Origin of the sequence: Brevibacillus sp. DP1.3A (assembly GCF_013284245.2) — a bacterium.
In the GTDB taxonomy this organism is placed as follows: Bacteria; Bacillota; Bacilli; order Brevibacillales; family Brevibacillaceae; genus Brevibacillus.
The window spans coordinates 5,763,275-5,787,382 of record NZ_CP085876.1; the positions used below are offsets into that span (position 1 = coordinate 5,763,275).

Genomic DNA, 24,108 nt, shown 5'->3' on the forward strand with positions numbered 1-24,108 from the left:
AAGATTAACTTTTTCTAAAAAAATGACAATGGACAGAAGAAAAAACAAAAACGCCAATCACTTTGGCGTTTTTGCGTTCGTTTATTCGGTTATGCCTACACCTTAAATCGGCGAATCATGTGCTGTAGCTCTTCTGCCATATGGGAAAGAGCTGTTGCTGACGAAGCGATTTCCTCCATAGAAGCGAGCTGCTGCTGTGTAGCAGCGGAAACGTTTTGCGTGCCATCAGCAGTCAAGTCGGAAACTTCGCTGACCAGCTCCATCGCTTGTACGACTTGTTCGGAATGGGCTGATACTTCCTGGGCAGATGCAGACACGTCGTGAATATGGTCGGCTACTGTGCCAATCGAGCTCTGAATTTGACCGAAAGTTTCGCCCGCACGATGAACGACGCGAATCCCTTCTTGTACTTCCCGGGTGCCTGTTTCCATCGATTCGACCGCGACTTTTGTATCTGTCTGAATCGTACTGATCAACTGCGCAATTTTTTGGGCGGACTGAGCCGATTGCTCTGCCAGCTTCCGTACTTCATCTGCAACAACCGCGAATCCACGGCCGTGCTCTCCTGCTCGTGCTGCTTCGATCGCTGCATTGAGGGCGAGCAAATTGGTCTGATCCGCAATGCCTGTAATGACCTCAATGATCTCTCCGATTGCTTGAGAATGATTACCCAGACCGTCTACCACGGACGAGAGCTCACTCATGGAAGTGTGGATCGCATTCATTTGTTGAACCGCTGCCTGTATCGACTGGTTCCCTTCTCCTGCCATGTTTGCGACTTCGCTCACCATATTGGATGTTTGCTGTGCGTTATTTGCGATTTGACGAATTCCTCGTGACATATCATCAATGGATTTCGCCCCATTGTCTACACTCGCTACCTGGCGATCAACGCCTGCTGCCACTTCTTGAACAGTAACAGCAATCTGTTCGGTGGCCCTGCTCGTCTGATCTGCACTTGCTGTCAATTGCTCTGCCGATGCGGCTACCTGCTCGGAAGTTCCGCCTACCTGACGAATGACAGTAGTTAAACTGCTAGTCATCTCATTGAACGAATTCGCCAGATCCAAAATCTCGTCACGAGTTTTGACAACCAATGGCTCCACACGTAAATCACCATCAGCCACTTTCTTCATCTCTTCCATCAAACGCAAGATCGGTCGACGGATACTTGACGTCAGTACGACAGCTAGCGTCACACACGCAATGATAGAGATAACCAAGATAATATTCAGGTCCCGCTTGACTGACTCATACAGTTCCGCACTTTCCGTGCCAGCGCGCTGTGCTCCCTCACTGTTATACGTCATCATGGCATCCAAATATTTTTTGCGTTCTAAAAACAATTCACTGCCTTTTTTCTTGATGCGATCCAGCTCGGCCATATCTGCATCGGTAGCTGGCCTTCTGATGTCGACCTTTTTGGCGATTGCCACGTATTGCGGACTGAATTCCTCAAATTTTTTCAGCGCCTGCTTCAATCCTTCAAAATTGTTACGGTCCTCTTCACCGAAAATCGTTTTTTCATAGCTGGTCAATAAACCGTCCATATAGGCAAATTGGTCATCGACTTGCTTTGCATACTTGTTCTTGTCATCCATGTTCTCTGACGTAAGCATGGTTTGCGTAACTCCGTAAACGGATTCCAGTGTCATGTTGATCTTCAAAATATCTTCCAGACCTGGGCGCCAATTCGTATTCATTTCCACCATCTTCTGATTCATCTGTTCCATCTTGGTAATGGTCATGATCCCCATAATCAGCATGATGACCAGGATCAGCGCGAACGCACTACCCAATTTTTTTCCGATCGTCCATTTCATTTCGTAAACACCACTTTTCTTAACTTATGATGATAGCGTAATCTCCTTTTCCCTCCCAACTGATGGAATAAACCTTGTTGCGCACAAAAAAATTGATATTTACAAAAAAAATAAAATCCACAATTCAGAAAACTCCTGTAAGATAGATGAAAATAAACCGGAATGGAGGACTGATGATGCAAAACTACGACGTCATTATTGTTGGAGCAGGATCGATGGGAATGGCAGCTGGTTACTATCTGGCGAAGCAAGGCGTGCGTACACTCATGATCGATGCCTTTGATCCCCCACACACGATGGGTAGCCATCATGGGGATACCCGTATCATTCGCCATGCGTATGGAGAAGGAAAACAGTACGTCCCGCTTGCGTTGCGAGCGCAACAGTTGTGGTCAGAATTGGAACACGCATCCGGCATGCCGATCTTCGCCAAAACAGGTGTTTTGAACGCTGGACCCTTGAATTGTGCTTTTCTGAATGAAATACGGGAGAGCGCCGAGCAGTACTCCCTGCCGTTGGAAGTACTCAGTGCCGATGAGGTCATGCAACGCTGGCCAGGAATCAATCTGCCTGCTGATTACTATGGTTGCCTGGAGCCTACCTCAGGTATGCTTTATTCTGAAAACGGCATTCGCGCCTATCGAGAGCTCGCCCTTGCCTCAGGAGCTAGGCTGTTGACGAACACGCCAGTCACGCAGTTGGAACCAGCAGGAAATGGGTTTATCGTGCATACGGAATCTGCCAGCTACCACGGCGATAAAGTCCTTCTATCCGCTGGTGCTTGGAATGGCTCTCTCCTTGACTCATTGGGCTTGTCCATCCCTCTCACCCCTACACGCAAAACGGTCGCCTGGTTTGGTGCAGATGAGAGCCAGTACAGTGCGGATGGCTTTCCCGCATTCATCTTTCGCCTTCATGACTCCATGTTCTACGGATTTCCCAGCTTTGATGGCACTGGTGTAAAAATCGGACGTCACGATGGAGGTCAAGCCATCGATCCCGACAAATTGGAACGTACTTTTGGCACCTATTTATCAGACGAAGGCGATGTTCGCTCTTTTTTGGAAGCGTATATGCCTGGGGCAGCCGGACCATTGCGACAAGGCAAGGTATGCATTTACACCATGACACCAGATGAGCATTTCGTCATTGACCGTCATCCTGAACATCCACAGCTTGTATTTGCAGCAGGCTTTTCCGGGCACGGTTTTAAATTCGCCAGTGCGATTGGGGAAGCGACCAGCCAACTGCTGGTAGAGGGAGCATCCTCCCTTGACCTGTCTATGTTTTCTTGGAAGCGATTCTCCTGTCCAGCATGATTGAAAAAAGCCTCTCGCCGCATTTATGGCAGGAGGCTTTTGTTCGTTTTACCACTCCCAAGACAAAGAACCGATCTGCGCTGTAATTCGACTGCTCGCTTGTATGGGATGGCCGAAAACTCGCATGACAGAACGACCGTTGTCGTAGGGAAACAGGTAGGCGAAACCAGGCCGAGTCGCCTGATTGACCAGATAGGCGGACCTCATTGCTCCCTCTCTTCGTTGTTCATTCAAAAACGCTACCATCTCATTCGCTCGTTTGATCCCCGCACCATGCCCATAATACAATCCATTGCCGAGCACTACTGCATTTTCCCCTTGCCACTGCGGTGTCGCGCGATCGTAATCAGGATTGGCAAAATAAATCACATCACCAGGCAAGAAGGTATTTGTCCTTATTGTTTGCAAGTCCAGATCCTGATCGTACCGCCAGTCATATAGCAAGATGTCTGAAAACATTCTCTCAAAATCCGGTAAACGAATGGACTGTAGGACTGCATGATAAATAATAATGACCATCGCCGTAGCGCACTCCGTGGCGTATTTTTGTCCCTCACGAAAAATATTGATAATCCCGCTGGATGGCAGCACTCCCGGTCGCAAGCGGAATCCGCCCTGGTCTGTTCGAATCCAGAATGCTGGATTGGCACGAGATTCTTCAAAAGTAGAAAAGGCCAGGCCGCTTTCGTTCAGTGCCAAGGCAGACCTCACCAGATGATCGCGCATTTTCAGTTCAAATTGCAGGAGTTCAGGAGTCGGATATTCAAATGTTTCATCACTACGTGCCATAATCGCTACCGTTTCACGCTGTACCGGATTTAATCCCCATTCCGCTGCCAACGAGGCGGGATTAGCTGGTCTCCCCGCTATGACGATCATATACAACCTCCCCTTCACACACTGTCCTTCTTATTTGTATGCGAATGCCCATGTCCACGTGATCGACGAAGAAAAACCATCAGATAAGCACGGAACATTGTGGAGGAGAAGAAAAAGCACAGTTCTCTTCGACTCTGACACGCCAGCAGTGGGGATTCACTGGCCGTCTCCACTACAAAAAGGGGACCGTCGAGCCAAAGCCACCCTACGGGCGGAAGATTATCAGGGGAGAAGTGTTCGACAAGCGTGATCCCCTTTTTGTAGTTCCGACTGGGTAGGCGTTGTCAAGGTCTACGAGCCCTGTGCTTTTTCTTCTCACTAGCCTTGTGCGTTGATCGGTACCTTCTAATAAAAAAATCCCTCGCCTGTTTGAGCTGACGAGGGATCCCTTTTTATCCTTGTGCTTGTTTTACTGTATGTGGTGTCGGGGTCGAGACGTGCTTTAAGCGTGAGAACATATAGCAGCCGACAATGACGATCATACTGCCGAGTAATTGGATGATGGTCATACGCTCCCCGAGCAAAAGAAAGGCGAGAATGGCCGTAAAAATAGGATTGAAATTGAGGAACATACCGGCTGAGGTTGCGCCAACCTTTTGTACACCGATATTCCACAATACCATACTGACAACAGTCGCCATTACACCAACGTAGAACAGCGACAGCCAGAACGTCCAATCTGTGTTGCTAATCGTAAATGTGGTGACATTAAAGGGCAGCATCAACGCGACACCGAAAATCCCTGAGTACAGTGTGGACATCATCGGCGAGACCGTCTTCATCGCCCAACGCCCGCATACAGAGTAAATCCCCCACATGGCGACAGCGGCGAGCATCCACAAATCCCCTGTGTTGAAGTGCAACTGGGACAAGTGTGCGAAGTCTCCTTTTGTCATCACCACAAGCACGCCTGCAAACGAGACGAGCATCGCGACAATCTGCAACGGTCGAATTTTATCGCCCATCAGCAAAAAGGAAAAAATCGTGATCGAAACCGGATTCAGCGTGGACAATAGACCGACATTGGTCGCGTCTGTCCGCTCAAGCGCCCAGAACATGAATAAATTAAAAAGTGCTACGCCGGTCACTCCCATCACGATCAAAGGAAGAAGTGCCTCTCGCGTTGGAAAAATCCGCTTTTCGCGTATCCAAACAACCGGCAACAAGCAAACAACAGCAATGAGCCAGCGCAAATTGGTCAGCGTCAAGGAAGACGCGTGCCCGACAAGAAATTTACCGACAACAAAATTCCCTCCCCAAAGGAAGCTGGTACAGAGTAATAGGACGATATACAGCGGTCTCATGATGCCTCCTGCCATGTTGAAAGAGTTATGGAGCTTTTATTTGTCCTCTATCATACACCTTTCGCCAGCATTTGGGCGGTCATGTTGCACTTTCCATTTTTATCCTTTTACAAATAAAAAAAGGGGCTATCTAACAGCCCCTTCCCTCACACAGCCAGCCACGACATGATCACCGGCAACAAGGTAAACGCCCATACCACCGTAATCATCGCTCCGGCGATCACAGCCAAAGTCGCACTGCTTCCTTCTGTTTCCCCACGCTCAAAAGCTTTTACCATCCCCAACGCATGTGCGCCCATTCCGTACATCAAGCCGATGGAAACAGGATGACGGAGCCTCATTCTCTTGATGATTTTGGGAGCCAAAAAAACGCCTGCGAAGCTGGTCAGCATGCCGAATACCGCCGTCATCGTAGGCAAACCACCAATCGCCTCAGTTACGCTCACCGCAATCGGCAGAGTAATCGAGCGAGGAATGACGCTAATTGCCGCTTCTTTTCCCAGACCGACTAGCATCGTCGTGGAGACACCTGCAATGATGGCAATGAGGGAACCCGTAGCGAGACTCGTCAAAATCATCCGGCGATGCGCCATTAACACCGACCAATTTCGGTACAGCGGAATCGCAAACGCCACTGTGACTACGCTCATCATCTCACTAATAAGCGAGGTCGCTTCACTGTACACCTGATAAGGAATGCCTGCGATAAGCAAAAACACAATCAATCCGATCGGCGCCAATAAGGCCGGAGAAAACAGCAGAGACGGTCTTTTCTTGTTGAACCGTTTTGCTGCATAGAAGAAAACGAGTGTCAGGAGCACGCTAGACGTTTTCCACAGGATCATGCTGTTTCACCTCTCCACGATTGAACATGCGCTCAGCAACAACACCTGTCGAAATCATCACTAGTGCACAACCACTTACGACGACCACAAGCACCAGCAATCCTTTTATACCTAATAACCAGGGATACTGCATCATCCCTACCAACGATGGTACGAAAAACAGGATCATCTGCGAGAATAACAGAGTCGCTCCTGCTTCCACCCACTGTAGACGAATCAAGCCGGTATACAGACAAATGAACAAAAGCGCGAGTCCGATCAGACTGCCGGGAACAGGAAGGTGAAAAAACGAGCTCACCCATTTCCCAAGCCAGGTGAAGCCGAACAATAGCAAAACTTGTGCGATGATGGAAAACCATCTTTTCATCGAGACCACCCCAGTTGCTTTACAAAGGTTGTTCAAAAAGTCACCTTTTGAACGAGTTACCTTCATTCTAAGCCGTCTCGATTCCATTCGTACAATACATAAAAATCATCATTTCTATTCCATTTGGTTATGGCTGTACATTTTCTCTACAAACGATATGAAAGCCTTTGTCGCATGCGATAAATACCCTTCTTTTCGATAAATCAAGGCATACTGCCAGTCAATCACTGGGTAGGAAATGTTGACGGTGTGCAATTGTCCGTTATTCAAGCGTCTCACAATGGAGCGTGGAATGAGTGATATTCCCAGTTGGGTAGCCACCATCTCTCCGACAAAATCCCATAAAGAGCTCATGTAAGCGACTTTCGGTTCAAAGCCGGACAGCTTACACGCTTGGCGCACCACATCATGCATCGCGTACTCTTCGGTAAACAAAATGAAAGCCTCGTCCTTGAGCTGTTCCAAGCTCACCTCATCGACTTCCGCGAGCCAATGCTCCCGATGAACGATCGCGACCAGATCCTCTGCGAGCAAGGGAACCGCCACAAATTTTTCCTGATCCGCTGGAAGAACGGTTAATGCCACATCGATGCTTCCTTGCTCCATTTGGATTTCAAGCAGCTTGGCGCTGAATTCCTTCATCTCGATATCGATGCCTGGATACTGCTTTTTAAACAAGGCGATCACATTCGGCAAGAGAAAAGAACCCACCGTCGGCATCATGCCCAGTTTGACCCGACCACGCTCGACATTTCGCAATTCTGCAATCGACAACGACATGCCTTCCATCAGCTGCAACACTTTGGTCGCATAGCTGTAGACCATTTCCCCTGCGTCTGTCAGATCCATTTTCCGCTCCGTCCGATCCAGCAGAACTACCTCAAGCTCTTCTTCCAATGCCTTGATCATTTTGCTGATAGAAGGCTGGGAGACGTGGAGGGATTGTGCGGCCTTCGTAAAGTTTTTATGTTTGACTACTTCCACAAAGTATTGCAGCTGTCGAATATCCATGATGCCCTCCGTCTTCGTCCAATCAAAAGCGTTAGCTACAGATTACCACAAGCGAGAGTATGCGAAAAAGCCAGGTACGCAGTCGCGCCCTGGCTTTTCCTCCAGCGTGAGTTACTTCACGGTTACTTGTATTTTTACGGCTTTTCCATTGTACGTAGCCGCAATCGTTGCACGCCCTGCTTTCACAGCCGTGATCTTGCCATCCGCTACAGTCACCACGGAACTGTTCGTGGAGATCCAGTCTGCATCGACTGTGACATCGACCTTGGTTTTGTCGGTATAGATAGCAGATACCTTCAAGTCTTTTGATTCGCCGACTTTGAGAGCGACCTTTTTCGTGTCAAATTCCAGCTTGGAGATGACAGCAGACTCTACAGGGATCGAGATCGTCTTTCCACCGTAAGTGGCTTTGATTCTCGTTTTGCCAGAGCCTACAGTTGTCACGACTCCGTTTTCAACTGTGGCGACTTTTGCATCGTCGGATGTCCACTTGGCTTTGCTTGTTACATCAACTTTTTCTTTGGTAGACAAGGTAGCCAGCAGTGTAACCGACTGAGTGGTGTCTGGACGCAGGTACAGCTTTTTCTTATCACTGTCCAGCTTGGAGACGACATCCACCTCTACTGAAATGGATACGCTTTTTCCACCGTACTTCACTTTGAGTTTCGCTGTGCCCGAGCCTACTGCCGTCACCAAACCATTCGTTACCGTTACGATTTCCTTATCATCGCTTTCCCACTCTGCATTGGCAGTTACATCAGAGGTAGACTTGTCAGAGAAGGTTGCTGTTGCGTTTACCTGCTTCGTGCCTCCCACGCTGAGAGCCAGTTTCTTCTGATCAGCAGTGAGCTTGGAAATCACATCGATCTCAACAGGGACATTCACACTTTTGCCCCCGAAGCTTGCTTTCACTCTTGTTTTACCGGAACTAACAGCTGTTACCAAGCCTTTTTCAACGCTGGCGATGTCACTGTCAGAGGAAGTCCACTCTGCTTGCTGTGTGACGTCTTCCGTTGTTTTATCCGTGTATTGCACGCGGACGTTCAACTGCTGCGTCCCCGCTTTTTTCAATTTTACTGTCTTTGTATCAACCACAAGCTTGGAAATCTTCTTCTGCGTACTTGTCGTCGCAGAATTTGCCAATGCCGGTACTTGGCCGACACTGGAAAAGATCAGCCCAACGGTAACAGCCGTAGCGAGCATACCTTTTTGCCAGTTTCTCATGCTCACATCCCTCTCCTTTTCCTCTCTACTTTTCCACCATTTTCTATATCGGCTAAACAGCCGTATTTGTTGAATACAAAATGGCAAAGAAAGTCATGATTCTTCTGCCCATGTCCCTGCCAAAGGAGCAAAGTGCTGCATCGCCAAAGCTCCTGCTCCCATCACGATTGCCTCCCCCCTCAATTCGGAAGGAATGACCCGAAATTTCCCCTTGAATGGCTCCCAGATCACTTGATCGCTATGCTCCTCGACCAAGTCAATGATTTCGCGATAATTCTCCACCAAATCACCGCTTACAATCACGGTATCTGGATTGTACATGCATACAATATTGTTAATCGTGATTCCGAGGTACAATGCAGTACGAGAGACGATTTCCTTCGCCCAGCGCTCTTCGTTTCTCGCTGCCGCGAACACTTGACGGACATCACTGACATCCTTCACCCGACGCGCTTCTATGATCAAAGAATTTTCGTCTATGTATGTTTGCAGGCATCCGCGCTTTCCACATTCGCACAGATTCCCATTCGGATCGAGCGTCGTATGCCCCAGCTCTCCTGCGCTATTGGAGCCCCCGCGAAACACTTCGCCATTGATAATCAACGCAGAACCGATACCCGTGCCAATGCCGATCAAGGCTGTCTTGTTCGAGCCCTTGGCAGATCCATACAAGTACTCCGAGAGGATTTTCACCTTCAAATCGTTGTCGATAACGGTTTTGATTTTCAGCCTTTTTTCAATCAGGCTAGCAAACGCTACGTCCTTCCAGTCCAACGTAGTGGAAAGCTGAACAATCCCTCGCTCATAATTGATCACCCCTGGCATCCCAATACCGATCCCGACCACTTTTTCTAGCGGAATACCTGTCTGGTTGAGCATCCCTTCGATCTCATTACAAATCAGTTCAGCCGTCTCTTCCGGAGTAGAATCCTGTGTTTTATGATCCATCCGGTGCTGTGCAATAATCGCTTCGCTAAAGTCCATGATCCCAAAGCTGATGCGCTTTTTTGCCATGTCCACGCCGATTGTATAAATGGCCCCCGGCTCAATGTCGAGCATGATTGCCTTCCTGCCCACACCTGATGAGGTTAGCTCTGTCTCTCGAATCAGTCCTTCTTCGCACAGCTCACTGACAAATCTGCCAATCGAGGTGGCGCTCATCCGCGTAATTTTGGCGATTTCTGCACGCGATATCGGTCTCTGCTTTTTGATAATGTCGAGGATCATTTGCTTGTTATGCTGCTTAGTCACGTCCTGATCTTGCTTCATGATTTTTTTCATCATACAAAACTCCTATCTTGCTTGAATTCCCGGTAGCATTCCTGCGCGATTATTCTCACACTACCTGTCGTCATTTATTACGTCAACTGGGCCAAATAAAAACCATCCGAATCACCTCGGATGGTTTCTACGTTGCTATCGCTTGTTGTTGTTCAAATCATACGGTGTCTCTTGGTAAACGTAATAGTTTAACCAGTTGGAAAACATCAAATTCGCATGTGCGCGCCAGGTGACGATAGGCTCGCGACTTGGATCGTCCTTTGGATAGTAATTACGCGGAACAGCAATATCCAAGCCTTTGTTCACATCCCGCTGGTACTCATCTTGCAAGGTGGTCGGATCATACTCGGAATGTCCTGTCACGAAAATTTGTCTGCCATCCCTCGTCGCTACGATGTAAACCCCTGCCTCATCAGACTCGGACAAAATCTCCAGCTCTGACACTTGCTCGATGTCTTCCCTGCGATTTTCGGTATGCCTGGAATGCGGAATGTGGAAGTAGTTATCAAATCCGCGGAACAGCTTCACCTTTTGCTTATTGAGTGTATGAGGGAAGATTCCGAACATTTTTTCTGGCAAAGGATGCTTCGGAACGCCGAAGTGATGGTAAAGACCCGCTTGTGCTCCCCAACAAATATGCAAGGTCGAAGTGACGTTCTCCATTTTCCAATCGAGGATTTTTGTCAGCTCCTGCCAATACGTGACGTCTGTGAACTCGAGCTGTTCCACTGGCGCTCCGGTGATGATCATGCCATCAAATCGCTGGTCACAGATCTCCTCAAACGTTTTATAAAACATCGATAAATGTTCTTCCGACGTATTTTTGGACGTATGACTGGACATGTGCAAAAGCACGATTTCCACCTGTAGCGGCGTATTCCCCAGGAGGCGGAGCAACTGTGTTTCCGCTGTTTCCTTCACTGGCATGAGGTTGAGAATGACGATCCTGAGCGGTCGTATGTCCTGTGTGAAGGCACGGCTATCCTTCATCACAAAAATATTTTCTTGGGCGAGTATTTCCGTTGCAGGCAATTCGTCGGGCAATTTGATTGGCATAAAGATCCCCCTTTCCATCCTTTGAACACAGGTAGAAAAACAATAATCCGACAAATTCGACAAAAATACTAGCCTTCCTGCCAATTCCACAAGGGAAAACGAAAAAATCCCCTTGCAAGCAAGTTGCAAGAGGCCTCTTCCCTTAAATCCAGCCGCGCGCTTCCATCGCCTCCGTAATTCGCAAAAGCGAGATCATATAGGCTCCCGTGCGCAAGTCCACCTTGTATTGATCAGAGAGTTCTTTCACGGCGCGATAGGCGTTAATCATTGTCGTTTGCAGCTTTTCGTTTACCTCAACCTCGGACCAGTAGTAATTCATCAGATTTTGCACCCATTCAAAATAAGAAACCGTTACGCCACCTGCATTGGCGAGAATATCAGGAATAACGATAATTCCTTTTTCCCGTAAAATGGCGTCAGCATCCGGTGTAGTTGGTCCGTTTGCTGCTTCTGCAATCCACTTGGCCTGAATGCTGTGGGCATTCGCTGCTGTAATGACATTTTCCAACGCGGCCGGGATCAGAATATCCACTTCCAGCTCCAACAGCTGTTCATTGGAGATGACCGTACCACCTACATACTCCAAAATGGTGGCGTTGTCTTTTAACTGACCGACCTTTTCGATGTCCAAGCCAGCAGCAGCATAAATACCTCCGCGTGAGTCACTGACCGCCACGATTTTGAAGCCCAGCTCTGTTAAAAGCCTCGCTGCTATTCTTCCGGCATTGCCAAAGCCTTGAATCGCGACAGTTGTTTGTTCCGGCTTGCGTCCAGAATCTTTTAATGCCTCGAGTATGGTAAAGACACATCCGCGGGCAGTCGCTTCGTTTCTTCCTTTGGAGCCGCCGATACTCAGTGGTTTTCCCGTGATGACTCCCGGAGAATAGGTGCCTTTTAATCGACTATACGTATCCATCATCCAGCCCATGATTTGTGGGGTCGTATACACATCGGGTGCAGGTATATCTGTCTCCGGTCCGACAATATCAGCGATGGCTTCCATGAAGCCGCGACTGACTCGTTCCAGCTCATTTTTACTGAATTCGTGGGGATCACATATGACGCCGCCTTTTCCGCCGCCATAAGGAAGACCAACCACGCCACATTTGAATGACATCCACATGGAGAGCGCCTTGACTTCATCCATTGTCACATCCGGGTGAAAGCGAATCCCTCCCTTGGTCGGTCCTACCGCATCATTATGCTGAGATCGGTAGCCTTCAAAGACACGTACGCTGCCATCATCCATCTTGACAGGAAAACTAACAGCCAATACTCGTTTGGGTCGCTTTAAAATTTCTACAGCATCGCTCCGCAATCCCAACAATGCCGCTGCAGCATCAATCTGTTTCTGTACAATTTCGTATGGATTTAGGTTTTCTTTCTCTACAGTATTTAGCATCTCTCTTCCTCCCCAATACATTTCACATGCGTTTTCCACATCACCTTGGCGCAGAGCTAAAGGATGAATGGAGTAATTATATACGATGAAAGTAAATTCAGACAATTTATTATTTCTTTGTTTTCGCATTATTGTGTTATTTTTGGTAAACAAATAAAAAACGCCCGATGCATCCTCGCGACACATCAGACGTTTTTCTCTTATTTTTTCAAATACGCCTTCATCAGCTTTGTTTTCGTCTCCCACATCTCTTCGCTGATGTGCAAACGGTAATGCTCAGGATTCAGCATGCGCAAGTATTCAGGCCAGAACAGCTTGAGCTGCTCACGATGGTAGTTGCGAATCTCTTGAAGGGTCGGCAGTTCATAGACTAGTTCCCCATCCACAAATACCGGAATGAGCAGCGACTCTGCCTGGTAGTTCTCCAAATGCTTGCTCAAATACGTATGGCTCGGATGGAACAAATGGAGAGGTGCTCCCTCGTCGACTGTTGTTTCATGTGGAAAGCACATGTAGTCAGCAATCGCTTTCCCTGTTTCCGTATCAATCAATCGGTACATATCTTTGATGCCCGGCGTTGTGACTTTTTCCGGATTTCCGGAGATTTTGATGGTCGGCTGATATTCTCCGTCCGCGCCTTCGCGCGCCACCAGCTTGTATACGCCTCCAAGTGTGGGCTGATCCGCTGCCGTGATGAGCTGCGTTCCTACTCCCCAGCTATTTACGCGTGCTCCTTGTACTTTCAGGTTCATAATCGTGTGCTCATCGAGATCATTGGAAGCGACAATTTGCACATCGGTCATGCCTGCCTTATCAAGCATTTCGCGCGTCTTGCAGGACAAATACGTCAAGTCGCCACTATCCAAGCGCACCGCCATCAGCTTTTTGCCTTGTTTCTCCAGACGTTTTCCGACCTTAATTGCATTAGGCACGCCGCTTTTGAGCGTATCGTAAGTGTCGACCAGCAAGGTTACCTGTCCTGGTAGAGCTGCTGCGAAGCGCTCAAATGCTTCCTCCTCACTCTCAAAGCTCTGTACCCATGAGTGAGCGTGCGTCCCTTTTGTCGGAATGCCAAACATTTTCCCTGCCAGCATATTCGAAGTCGCGTCGAAGCCAGCCAAATACGCTGCCCGCGTCCCCCACAGCGCAGCATCAGCCTCCTGCGCCCTTCTTGTTCCGAACTCCATAAGAACATCATTGCCCGCCACGTTTTTAATCCGCGAAGCTTTGGTCGCAATCAGCGTCTGATAGTTCATGTAGTTCAACAGGGCCGTCTCAACCAGCTGTGCCTCCATGACACGCCCCTCTACACGAATCAGCGGCTCGTTCGGGAAAACCACGGTTCCTTCCTTCACGGAGTAGAGCGAGCCCTTAAAACGAAGCTGGCGCAGCTCTTCCAAAAACTTCGGATCGTAGTTCTCCTCCTGCTCACTCAAATACTTGAGATCGCTTTCTTCAAAACATAAATTTTTTATATAGGAAACAATTCGTTCCAATCCGGCAGATACGGCGTATCCGTTTCCAAAAGGCAGCTTGCGGAAAAATGCTTCGAAAACGACCTTCTGATTGTGTGTTCCGTTCACCCAATGGGCGTACATCATGTTGATTTGATATTTATCTGTGTGTAGTGCCACACCAAATGATTGCATGTCACTGAGGCCTCCTGTGTATTCCTTTCTATCATCATACCAGAAGCGTTCGCTGGTGCCCATCCGCTGTGGAGGATATTAGGGAATGTGGTATAGTATGGGGATAAAAAGAGAAGCAATCGTACAGGCTGGGAGTGAGCAAGTTGAGCAGAAAAATCGTTACGATTAGTAAAGGATTGCCTAAAAGTAATATGTACAACGGCAAGGAATATCTCTCCGGCATTTGGAAGGAGGAAGCGGACGAGCTCGTTGTCCGTTCCGAGAAAATTGATGATGACGATATCGCGAATCCAGAGTACCACGGCGGCCCAGATCGCGTCGTCTGTGCGTATCCTTTTGAACATTATGCCCATTGGGAGAAGTTATTCGGCCAACCTCTGACCAATGCGGCATTCGGAGAAAATCTCACGCTCGCTGGCATGACCGAAGAGCAGGTCTGCATCGGGGATGTGTATCAATTCGGTGATGCCATCCTGCAAGTGACCCAAGGCAGATTTCCTTGCGCGACCATCAACAAGCGCAACAACAATAACCAGCTGCTCAAAGCGGTGGTGGAAATGGGCTATACGGGCTATTTCTTCCGCGTCTTGCAGGAAGGAACGATCAAGCCAGACTCCAAGATTACCCTCATCACTGCACATCCAAAACAAGTAACGGTAGCGTCGATTCACCACTTATACTTCCATGACAAGTCACCATCCCTAGAGACGGTACAGCGTATGCTTGAGGTAGAGGAATTGGCGCAACCCTGGCGAAAAAAACTACTGGAAAAGGTTGTTCAACAAGTCGACTTTTGATCATGAAGTAATCAAGAAAGCGGATTCGACATCGAAAGTGGCGTTCACCTTCGAAGTCCGGTGCTCGTGTAGTCTCCCTACACTCCGCTCCTCCTTCTTCAGGTTCTCGCCACTTTCTCGATGCTGAAAAGTCGACTTTTGAACACGTATCGAAATAGCAGCAGCAATAGCGAAAGGAACGTCTCATGCGAATTAATAAGTTCATCAGTGAAACCGGCATTTGCTCACGAAGAGAAGCCGATAAATTAATCGAGGCCAAGCGCGTGACGATCAATGGCCAACTCGCGGAACTGGGAAGTACAGTTGCGTCAGGAGATGACGTGCGCATCGATGGGCAGCCGCTCGGCGTCAAAAAGAAAGATGTCTACATCGCCTTGAATAAGCCTGTCGGAATTACGTGTACCACTGAACTACACGTCAAAGGCAACATCATCGATTTCGTCAATCACCCGGAGCGGGTTTTTCCTATCGGGCGACTGGATAAGGATTCGCAAGGACTCATCCTGTTAACCAATGACGGAGATATCGTAAACAAAATTTTGCGTGCGGAGAACAATCATGACAAAGAGTACATCGTCACCGTAGATAAGCCCATCACGGCGAATTTCTTGCACGGAATGGCAAACGGCGTACGCATTCTCGGAACGACCACAAAGCCTTGCGAAGTAACCAAAGTCAGCGACCGCGTCTTCAATATCGTGCTGACGCAAGGGCTGAATCGACAAATCAGACGGATGTGCCAAGCTTTTGGTTATCAGGTGCGAAAACTTGAACGGGTACGCATCATGAACATTGCCCTGGGAAATTTGAAATTGGGGCAATGGCGCAATCTGACGGCCAAGGAATTGACTGATCTGAATAAAAGCTTGTGAAATAGGGACGGGTTGGAGTCTGTATCGTGGCTCCTTCCCGTCTTCCGTATTTGTATGTAAATATTTTATCTTTACTGAAAACTCTCATTTACAGGCTCCCCTTCTCCGTTTACCATATAGAAAATCATGCGAGAGAAAAGAGGTGGAGAGATTCTCCCCGCACACTTTTTGGGGTGAATCTTGCGAGGATGAAACTGGTTTGTGTCGATTGCAGCAAGGAAGTGCCTGCCCATTTATTTGACTATCAATGCACGTGCGGTGGCTTGTTTGACATTATTCACGATACGTCAGCCATCGATGCCCAACAGCTCAAGCGCGTCTTTCACGAGCGGCTGTCAGAGCGCATGACACCTTATGCGAGCGGGGTATGGCGCTACAAAGAGCTGATTTTCCCCGAGCTTCCTGAAGAGTACATCACGACCAAGTACGAAGGAAATACAGGACTGTACGCATCTACACTCATCCAATCGTATGTAGGAAGCAACAGCAAGGTATGGCTGAAGGCACAAAGCGAGAATCCAAGTGGTTCATTCAAAGACAACGGGATGACTGTCGCCGTATCACACGGGCGTTCACTAGGCTATCAACGCTTCACCTGCACATCGACTGGCAATACCTCATCCTCTCTCGCCATGTATGCAGCACTCACCCATGGCGAATCGTACGTGTTTGTTCCGAACAAAAACATTTCTTTGAATAAAGTCATGCAAACACTCGCCTACGGAGCAAAGGTCATCAGCTTTGATGGGACTTACGATGATGGCATCCGCTTTTACGAGCAATACAGCAAAGAGCTCGGCCTCTACATCTGCAATTCGATCAATCCATTCCGCATTGAAGGGCAGAAGAGTATCGTGTACGAAATTGCCCAGTACCTCAATTGGAACCTCCCCGATTGGGTGGTCATCCCTGGAGGAGCGCTAAGCAATGTGACAGCTCTCGGAAAAGGCTTGCAGGATTTGAAAAATCTCGGGTTCATTGAGAAAGTTCCTCGTGTGGCACTCGTACAGGCGGAAGGTGCTAGTCCATTCCATCGCATGGTCGCAGGCGGACACACCGAGCTGACACCCGAACCCAATCCATATACACGTGCCTCCGCGCTGAATATCGGCAATCCGCCCAGCTGGAAAAAGGCACTACGTACATTAGATGAAACAAATGGCGTTACCTGCTCCGTGACTGATCAAGAGATTCTCGACGCCAAAGCATGGGTGGATAAGAGTGGGATCGGCTGCGAGCCCGCCTCTGCTGCTACAGTCGCAGGATTGCGCAAGCTTATCGCAGGACAAGTGATCGACAAGTACGAAACAGCCGTGTGCATTTTGACAGGAAACATGCTGAAGGACACTGATGCACTGCAAGAGTATCATTTGGGGGAATCGGTGTCAGCGAGCTATCCGAATACAATTGTTTCGGCACAGCTTACACTGAAAGAGATTGGCGCCATGCTTTCGTAACAGCTCATCTAAATTTTTTAGTCAAAAATATGCGCGAATAATTTGCTATCCTTTCAATATCCTGTTATGCTAGTAGAGAATTATTTTTGTTCGAACAACGGATAGCGTAGATAGCAAATTTTCGTCTAGATGATCCTGAGAGCAAGGATAGTAATATATGTGTGTTACACACGTAGGAGGCAATAATAATGGAACAAGGTACAGTAAAATGGTTTAACGCAGAAAAAGGTTTTGGTTTTATTGAGCGCGAAGGTAAAGAAGACGTATTCGTACACTTCTCTGCTATCCAAAGCGAAGGTTTCAAATCCCTTGACGAAGGTCAAAAAGTTACTTTTGACGTAGAACAAGGCCAACGCGGACCACAAGCTACTAACGTTCAAAAAGTTTAATAGCCACACACAAAAAACAGACTCCTGTAAGGGGTCTGTTTTTTTGTTGTCTAAAACACAAATAAAAAACCCTACTCACAGAAATGGAGTAGGGAATGCTACAGAACAGTAAATGGTAGACTCAGTATAACACAGTAAATAGCTCTTCCTAAAATTTTTGTATTTTCAAATACGGATTATTCAACCGTAGGTAGTTTGGAACGTAGAATATCCGTAATTTGCCCCCGCGCTACACGCAGCAGCCCTTCTTTTTCCATTTTCTTCAATGTCCGGCTAATCACTTCACGAGCAGTCCCCAGCTCAATTGCCAACTGATCATGTGTAATGGCGAGCGAATCATTCTCCGCACCTGTATGCTCGATCAAATATTCGGAAATCCGAACCCGAATGGATTTAAAGTTAATGTCGTCAATCAAGTTCGACATGATAATCAATCGACGCGCAAATGATTGAAAAATATACTGGCGAAAGCCTTGATGCTTCTCGATCCATTTCTTATAAATCTTCGTTGGGACGTTCAAGACCATACTCGGCTTCTCCACGCAAGCCGATGCTTCATACACCGTTTCTCCCAATATACTAGACGCGATGAGTGGGCAGCACTCGCCAGCCGATAGCCTGTACAACGTAACCTCTCTCCCATCGCTGCTCAGTTTGAAAATACGAACCAGCCCATCCAAGATTAATGGCGCATTCTCCAAAAACTCGCCTTCATCAATGGTAAAGTTGGCTGGAACCGTAGTGATGGAAATTCCCTCCTCTTGCCACTCTTCTGGAGTAAGTGCCGCCAGACTTGGAAAACGTGCAAGGACTTCAGCAATCTGCTCCTTTTGCATATGGACGAAGAACCTCCTTGTGAAAAAAATAACTTGGTGACAAAGTCACAGATTACCGATACAGATTTTTATTATTATTGCACTCAAGAGGAACGAACACAAGAACACCTGTTTAATTAGAAATCGCTTCGTTAACACTAACGAACGATCATCATGAAACGAAGGAGATGTTGTAAATGAGTACGTATGTATTGGTTCATGGAGCATGCCAAGGTGAATGGGTATGGGAAAAAGTAAAACCTGAGCTTGAAGCATTGGGACACAAGGTCGCGACATTGGACTTGCCTGGAAGTGGACAAGACATGACACCTCCAGAACAAGTGACACTGGATCTCTACGTAGAGAAAGTATCCGACCTGATCAAGCAACAAAACGAAAAAGTAATCCTTGTCGGACACAGCATGGGTGGCGTGGTCATTACGCAAACAGCTGAAAAAGTACATGACAAAATTGATAAGCTCGTCTACCTTTGCGCATTCTTGCCGAAAAACGGGGAAAGTCTCATAAGCAAGTCTGAAGGAGAAAAAGGCCCAGAATTCGAATTGAATGAAGCCGACATGACGCTGGCTCCGAAGCTTGAGACTGTGGAAGAAACATTTTTCAATGCAGTTGAGGATGAGGCACTAAGGCTGGCGTCGATGAAACGTTGCCGTCCGCAAGCGCTGGCTCCATTTACACAACCAGTGCAAATTACTGAAGAGAAATTCGGAAGCGTTGATCGCGTCTATATTGAAACAACTTTAGACAATGCGATCCCAATCGATTTCCAACGCAGAATGAACACAGAAACACCTTGCAGCAAAGTCATTACACTGGAAGCCGATCATGCGCCTTTCTTGTCCAAACCAGAAGAACTGGTAAATCACCTCGATCAAGTAAGCAAATCATAAAATAACCAAAAACAAGGCTGTCGACCATCATGTCGGCAGCCTTGCTTCATTCCTATTCCTCTATGTTCAACTGGCGAACCGTACGGACGAGCCTTTGCAATCCATCCCGTAGCTGTTGTTCATTCAAATAAGAATAACTGATGCGTATCCAAGATTTTAACTCTCGCTGTGGGTCACAGATCGCGCCGGGCACAAACGTAATCGATTGCTCTATGCATTTGGCCAGAAGACTTTCCATCGGGACGGAATCAGGCAGCTTCACCCATAAATTAAAGCCTCCTGGTGGGCTGGACCACTCCCAGTCGGTCACTGACAGCTCTTCCTCCATGATATCTCGGCGAATGGCCAATGCAATCCGCAGCTTTGCCAAATGCTGCTGCATCCGTTCGGAGAAGAAGTAATGCAAAAAAATCTTTTGATTCAATAGGGGCGCTCCACTGTCGGACAATGATTTCGCTTGAATCAAATACTTCATAATAGATGGACGGCATGCCACAGTCGCAATACTTAGCCCCGGCGCAATGTACTTGCTAAAGCTGCGCAGATAGATGACATAGCCCTCCGTGTCGTAAGAAAAAAACGGCAGTGGAGGCTTATCGCCGAAGTAAAGATCGCGGCACGGATCATCCTCTACGATCAGGCACTGATACTTCGCAGCCAGCTCCACCAGTCTCTTCCGTTGTTCCGCGGGAACTGTATAACCCGTTGGATTATGAAAGGTCGGATTGAGATAAAACAGGCGCGGTTTTTCTTTCTGCATCAAGCGTTCAACCTGCTCCAAATCATATCCATGCGGCGTAATTTCGATGGGAATCATATTGGCGCCCTGTCTTCTGAATACATCGATCGCAGGACTGTAAGTGGGTCTCTCCAGCAACACGACATCACGCGGCTTTACAAGGACTCTGGCAACCAAATCAATCGCTTCCTGCGAACCAGATGTAATCATCAGCTCATCGGGTGACAGGTGAAAATGATAACGGCTGACATAATAGCTGCACAGTGCTTCCCGCAGCTCCTGATCTCCCTGTGTGGTTGAGTAGGTGCCCAGTACCTTTGGATACAGATCAAACACTTTCTTCACATACTCGGAAAAATAAAGATTTGGCAATAAATTCGGTTCGATCAATGCTTTGGAAAATTGATAGGTCGCCTGCACCTGATGAATTTCAGAAAGGTGGCTCTTGTGCACATAGGCAGAAACGATTGGATCATCCATCGATTCCACTGGCAACAGGCTGCTCGGTTGTACGTAATACCCCGACTTATCCTTCACATACACGTGGCGGTTTTGTTTTAATAATTGAAATGCTTTAAAAACCGTCAGGCGATGCACATTCAATTCCAGCGCCAATGTTCGAACAGAAGGAAGCTTCTCATGTGCCCGCCACTCTTCGCGTCTGATCCGGTCCAGAAGATATTCATATACTTGCTCGAACAGCTTATCAGAATGGCTGTTTGAAAGAGCCTCCCTTTTCATGCAAGCTTCCCCCCTTTCCCCCATGATAATGGATGGATCTTTGTATCTGTTCTATTCCATTTCATCTGTTCTGTTCCCTTCCCTTTATGATGAGGAAAAGGGAGGAATCATAATGGTACTACTCAACTATGTGGTCATGTGCTTGATATTCGGAACGACCTTTCTGGCAATCAAAGTCGGTATTGATGCGGGGGCCCCGCCGTTTTTCTCAGGAGGACTTCGGTTCTTACTGGCAGGTGTCATTTTGTTTTCATTTATGCTCTGGAAAAAACAGGCGCGACTATCGCTGCTGCTTCATAAAGAAATGTTCCTTACTGGAGTCGGTTTGACGTTTGGGACGTTTGCCCCCTTGTATTGGGCGGAGCAGCATGTAAGTTCAGGAATTGCAGCCATATTATCTGCAACAGCCCCTCTCATGGTGATGCTGCTTCAGACAGGTATTACTCGGCAAAAGCTCCCCGGTATTTCGTGGGCGGGTTGCTTGGTTGCCTTTGTCGGTGTCTTTTTGCTAATTTTACCCGGTGTGACCATCTCATTCAGTCTCCTTTGGCTTACAGGGTGCATGGTAATCATATTCGGGCAAATCTTTTATTCTGCTGGTGCAGTTTACTCCCGTAGCGTCATTCAACGGTTTCAAGACACCTCCCCCATCGCTTTGAACGCCGCACAGATGATGTATGGAGGAGCCATGCTGCTTGTATTATCTCTGTTCACCGAGCAAGTGCATATCGAATCGATGCTCACGGCTAATGCGATCCTCTCGCTCCTGTACTTGATCGTCGTTGGTTCCATGATGGGGCACACCATATTCTATTGGCTCGTCGCCAAGACCAACCCTGTGTTTCCCTCCACGTGGCTCTATATCTCTCCGTTGATTGCCTTAAGCCTGGGCGTCATCCTGTACAATGAGCCGCTTTATCTCCTGTCGTTGGCAGGGGGAATTACGATTATTGTCGGCATTATCCTGATTAATAGGGATGGCTTGAAGCAGTTGATGGGTAAAAAGGCAAACAAGCTACGAGACGTAAGCCATTCATGAAAAAGAAGGAGTACCACAAGAAAGCTTAGCGCTTTGTGGCACTCCTCTATTCCATCTATTATTGTTTCATTTCGTTAATCTGCTCAGCGATTTTGATCAACCCGTCTTTGGATACAGCTTTCTCATCAGCACGCACAGAGTATTCCAGTTTTGTTCCATTTTTCACCCATTCGATCCAATGAAAATTTTCACCTTTTTCCGATGTATACGTCATGAGAGCCGCTTCATTATTGCCAACCTTGATCTTTTCCAAGCCGTCAGCGTTAGTACCCGCACTGCCTCCGTCCGCTATGCGTACCTCTACCCTTACTTGGCCTTTCTCTGACTTATAAGCGACACTGGTAAAATCGTACTTGTTGCTTGAAGGAATTTCTGTGAAGGCGTATTCTTTGTTTTCTTTGATGGCTTTTGCCTTTAGTGCCTCGAGGTCCACCATGTACTCGTAGTTTTCTTCATAGTGTACATCACCTTCATCGAAACGGAAGCCTCCAGCAAGCTCGGCTGGAAGCGTGAACATCTTCCCTACAACCGGCTCCATTTCCTTCCATGTTTTATAAGTCATCGGCTTAGATACCATTGTGATATACGGTTGTTTATATATTGACCAGGTTATGTTCTTTTGGATTTCTTCCTCTTCTTTTGTCGGCTTCCAGTATATAGCGACTGAGGTCCCAGGCTTCAAGCCATTAATAATTTCATTATTGACCTCATCCCGATGCTCATACATTTTCCCCCTCGCCTCCATTTTCGCCTGTTCCTCTGGGGGCATTTGCTCAATCAATCGCTGTTGTTCTTGATCAGTATACTGCGTTACCTCGTAAACCACTTCGCCCTTCTCATTTTTCAATTGAATCATTTCTACCCCTGCCCATACAGAAGACGCTCCGACAAGCATACCTACAGTGACCAGCAAGCCAATTTTCTTTTTCACGACTCTTTCCTCCTTGTTTTTCTTGGCGCGGATGGCTGCCATGACTTTATGTTTGACATCGACCTTTGGGACTGGCTTCGCTCTCAGCATGTCTTGCATGAGATTAAACGGTTTTTTGTCCATTAGCGGCCACCCCTTCCATCGTTGGCAAATAACGTTTGCACTTTTTCAAAACGCGTTCGAATCGCTTGCGCAAGGCTACAGGCTTTTTGTCCATAAGCTCTGCGATTTCCTCGTACTCTCTTTCCTCTAGCACACGTAGGAAAATAAGTGTACGTTCTTCGGCGGACAGTCGTTTCCAGACGCGTTCGATCGGCTCCTCAAAATAATTGCTATCGATGCTCTCCTCCACATAGTTGCGTCCATCCTGATCCCGGTTGTACAAAAAAGGCAAAACGCGGCTTAATTTCCTGCGCTTTAGCACGTTCGCACAATGGTTGTAAGCGATCCGATACAGCCATGCGGAAAATGACAGCGAGTACGTATACTGGTCAAGATGCTCGTAGGCACGAAACAGGACTTCCTGGACAGCGTCTTCCGCATCTTGACGGTGACCGAGCATGTGATAGCAATATGTAAAGATCGGTTGTTGATAGTGATCGATGATGAGTTCGTATTGCTCAAGAGAACCGGCTTTTATTTCTGTCAGCAGGCGCTCTATCTCTGTTTTTTCCACTGTTTGCCCTCCTCTCACTATGAATAACAATTGGCATCTTTTGTTTGTGACACCTATTTTAGAAATTTTTGAATTTACGAATAAAAATTCATTCTAAATAAAAAGGGTGCTCCACCCGTCTCGTACGAAAAATCTCGTACTTCTGGAAGGAACACCCTTATTCCATGCTTGTATTCATTTGCTTTTCCGTACGCTTGTCGAATGTCTTGATTCTTTCCCGGGAAATCGACAGCACCTGTCGGCTTCCCTTTAGAAATGCTCTCCGTTGGCATAATAGCTTTCTTTTTGATAAGCGACAAATGCCATTTCCACTTCTGGAATGCCAAGAGATAAGACATGCTTGGTCACGATCTGGGCAAACTGGCCACGAACTTCTTGTCCCCGCTCGAACCATGCTACTTCGATAAAAGGAAACGACTCCACGATCTTCCCGCCAAAAACGCCTGTTGTATGCAAGCATTCGATCGTGAAATTGTCCGTGCCGCATTGGCATAATGCAGCAAGCTCCACTGCAAGCGGTTCGCTAATCGTTGCCATTTGTTCTGCTTGAATGCCTCGAACGATAAGATGTGGCATGATGA

The 24,108-nt window shown here is 47.6% G+C and carries 23 protein-coding genes; 7 read left to right on the plus strand and 16 right to left on the minus strand.

Translation table 11 applies throughout. The features are described from left to right. Nucleotides 1-95: 95 nt before the first annotated feature. Nucleotides 96-1,823 (minus strand): methyl-accepting chemotaxis protein, encoded by a 1,728-nt coding sequence (locus tag HP399_RS26665; protein ID WP_173618159.1) that lies wholly within the window; start codon nt 1,821-1,823, stop codon nt 96-98. Nucleotides 1,824-1,999: 176 nt separating this feature from the next. On the opposite strand from HP399_RS26665, the gene solA reads away from it, so the two are divergent. Then, nucleotides 2,000-3,142, plus strand: a complete 1,143-nt coding sequence (solA, locus tag HP399_RS26670) for an N-methyl-L-tryptophan oxidase (protein ID WP_173618433.1) — start codon at nt 2,000-2,002, stop codon at nt 3,140-3,142. A gap of 48 nt (nt 3,143-3,190) precedes the next feature. On the opposite strand, the gene HP399_RS26675 is transcribed toward solA, so the two are convergent. From HP399_RS26675 to HP399_RS26720, 10 genes are all read right to left on the minus strand, one after another. Then, on the minus strand, nt 3,191-4,021 hold the full coding sequence (locus HP399_RS26675; RefSeq protein ID WP_173618160.1) for a protein-glutamine gamma-glutamyltransferase: 831 nt from the start codon (nt 4,019-4,021) through the stop codon (nt 3,191-3,193). 392 nt (nt 4,022-4,413) lie between these two features. After that, a complete protein-coding gene (locus HP399_RS26680) occupies nt 4,414-5,325 on the minus strand; it encodes a DMT family transporter (RefSeq protein WP_173618161.1) in 912 nt (303 codons plus the stop codon). 146 nt (nt 5,326-5,471) lie between these two features. Next, nucleotides 5,472-6,170, minus strand: coding sequence for an LrgB family protein (locus tag HP399_RS26685; protein ID WP_173618162.1), 699 nt, complete (start codon nt 6,168-6,170; stop codon nt 5,472-5,474). Beyond that, nucleotides 6,148-6,537, minus strand: coding sequence for a CidA/LrgA family protein (locus tag HP399_RS26690; protein ID WP_007721979.1), 390 nt, complete (start codon nt 6,535-6,537; stop codon nt 6,148-6,150). Before HP399_RS26690 ends, HP399_RS26685 begins: the two co-directional genes overlap by 23 nt. A 114-nt stretch (nt 6,538-6,651) precedes the next feature. Beyond that, nucleotides 6,652-7,548 carry a LysR family transcriptional regulator gene (locus HP399_RS26695; RefSeq protein WP_173618163.1) on the minus strand — a complete coding sequence of 299 codons (897 nt, stop codon included), beginning with the start codon at nt 7,546-7,548 and terminating at the stop codon, nt 6,652-6,654. Between the two features lie 111 nt (nt 7,549-7,659). Beyond that, nucleotides 7,660-8,772, minus strand: a complete 1,113-nt coding sequence (locus HP399_RS26700; protein ID WP_173618164.1) for an Ig-like domain-containing protein — start codon at nt 8,770-8,772, stop codon at nt 7,660-7,662. A gap of 93 nt (nt 8,773-8,865) precedes the next feature. After that, entirely contained in the window at nt 8,866-10,056 is a 1,191-nt protein-coding gene (locus HP399_RS26705) for an ROK family transcriptional regulator (RefSeq protein ID WP_228088366.1), read from the minus strand. Nucleotides 10,057-10,188: 132 nt separating this feature from the next. Beyond that, the gene (metA, locus tag HP399_RS26710; RefSeq protein ID WP_173618165.1) at nt 10,189-11,109 is read right to left on the minus strand and encodes a homoserine O-acetyltransferase MetA; all 921 of its coding nucleotides are present in this window, start codon (nt 11,107-11,109) and stop codon (nt 10,189-10,191) included. Nucleotides 11,110-11,251: 142 nt separating this feature from the next. Beyond that, on the minus strand, nt 11,252-12,511 hold the full coding sequence (locus HP399_RS26715; RefSeq protein ID WP_173618166.1) for a Glu/Leu/Phe/Val family dehydrogenase: 1,260 nt from the start codon (nt 12,509-12,511) through the stop codon (nt 11,252-11,254). 200 nt (nt 12,512-12,711) lie between these two features. Then, nucleotides 12,712-14,160, minus strand: a complete 1,449-nt coding sequence (locus HP399_RS26720) for a nicotinate phosphoribosyltransferase (RefSeq protein WP_173618167.1) — start codon at nt 14,158-14,160, stop codon at nt 12,712-12,714. Between the two features lie 143 nt (nt 14,161-14,303). On the opposite strand from HP399_RS26720, the gene HP399_RS26725 reads away from it, so the two are divergent. The 4 genes from HP399_RS26725 (at nt 14,304) to HP399_RS26740 (ending at nt 17,675) form a co-directional block, all read left to right on the plus strand. Then, on the plus strand, nt 14,304-14,957 hold the full coding sequence (locus tag HP399_RS26725) for an MOSC domain-containing protein (RefSeq protein WP_173618168.1): 654 nt from the start codon (nt 14,304-14,306) through the stop codon (nt 14,955-14,957). Nucleotides 14,958-15,142: 185 nt separating this feature from the next. Further along, nucleotides 15,143-15,829: a 23S rRNA pseudouridine(2604) synthase RluF gene (gene rluF / locus HP399_RS26730; protein ID WP_173618169.1), complete on the plus strand. Its 687-nt coding sequence runs from the start codon at nt 15,143-15,145 to the stop codon at nt 15,827-15,829. 188 nt (nt 15,830-16,017) lie between these two features. Continuing rightward, the gene (thrC, locus tag HP399_RS26735) at nt 16,018-17,286 is read left to right on the plus strand and encodes a threonine synthase (protein ID WP_173618170.1); all 1,269 of its coding nucleotides are present in this window, start codon (nt 16,018-16,020) and stop codon (nt 17,284-17,286) included. Nucleotides 17,287-17,474: 188 nt separating this feature from the next. Further along, nucleotides 17,475-17,675: a cold-shock protein gene (locus HP399_RS26740; protein ID WP_106840543.1), complete on the plus strand. Its 201-nt coding sequence runs from the start codon at nt 17,475-17,477 to the stop codon at nt 17,673-17,675. Nucleotides 17,676-17,851: 176 nt separating this feature from the next. Here the strand turns inward: HP399_RS26740 and HP399_RS26745 are convergent, their stop codons facing one another. After that, nucleotides 17,852-18,511, minus strand: coding sequence for a Crp/Fnr family transcriptional regulator (locus HP399_RS26745; RefSeq protein ID WP_173618171.1), 660 nt, complete (start codon nt 18,509-18,511; stop codon nt 17,852-17,854). 176 nt (nt 18,512-18,687) lie between these two features. On the opposite strand from HP399_RS26745, the gene HP399_RS26750 reads away from it, so the two are divergent. Continuing rightward, nucleotides 18,688-19,401, plus strand: a complete 714-nt coding sequence (locus HP399_RS26750) for an alpha/beta fold hydrolase (RefSeq protein ID WP_173618172.1) — start codon at nt 18,688-18,690, stop codon at nt 19,399-19,401. A gap of 52 nt (nt 19,402-19,453) precedes the next feature. Here the strand turns inward: HP399_RS26750 and HP399_RS26755 are convergent, their stop codons facing one another. Further along, nucleotides 19,454-20,881 carry an aminotransferase-like domain-containing protein gene (locus HP399_RS26755; RefSeq protein WP_173618173.1) on the minus strand — a complete coding sequence of 476 codons (1,428 nt, stop codon included), beginning with the start codon at nt 20,879-20,881 and terminating at the stop codon, nt 19,454-19,456. A gap of 112 nt (nt 20,882-20,993) precedes the next feature. Here HP399_RS26755 and HP399_RS26760 point away from each other — a divergent pair, with 112 nt between their 5' ends. After that, on the plus strand, nt 20,994-21,920 hold the full coding sequence (locus tag HP399_RS26760) for a DMT family transporter (RefSeq protein ID WP_173618174.1): 927 nt from the start codon (nt 20,994-20,996) through the stop codon (nt 21,918-21,920). A 58-nt stretch (nt 21,921-21,978) separates the two neighbouring features. Here HP399_RS26760 and HP399_RS26765 read toward each other — a convergent pair whose 3' ends face one another. The 3 genes from HP399_RS26765 to HP399_RS26775 all read right to left on the minus strand — a co-directional run bounded on the left by HP399_RS26765 (nt 21,979) and on the right by HP399_RS26775 (nt 24,103). Then, nucleotides 21,979-22,974 carry a hypothetical protein gene (locus tag HP399_RS26765; protein WP_173618175.1) on the minus strand — a complete coding sequence of 332 codons (996 nt, stop codon included), beginning with the start codon at nt 22,972-22,974 and terminating at the stop codon, nt 21,979-21,981. After that, a complete protein-coding gene (locus HP399_RS26770; protein WP_173618176.1) occupies nt 22,955-23,527 on the minus strand; it encodes an RNA polymerase sigma factor in 573 nt (190 codons plus the stop codon). Before HP399_RS26770 ends, HP399_RS26765 begins: the two co-directional genes overlap by 20 nt. A 249-nt stretch (nt 23,528-23,776) precedes the next feature. After that, on the minus strand, nt 23,777-24,103 hold the full coding sequence (locus HP399_RS26775) for a DUF1904 family protein (protein WP_173618177.1): 327 nt from the start codon (nt 24,101-24,103) through the stop codon (nt 23,777-23,779). Nucleotides 24,104-24,108: the final 5 nt, after the last annotated feature.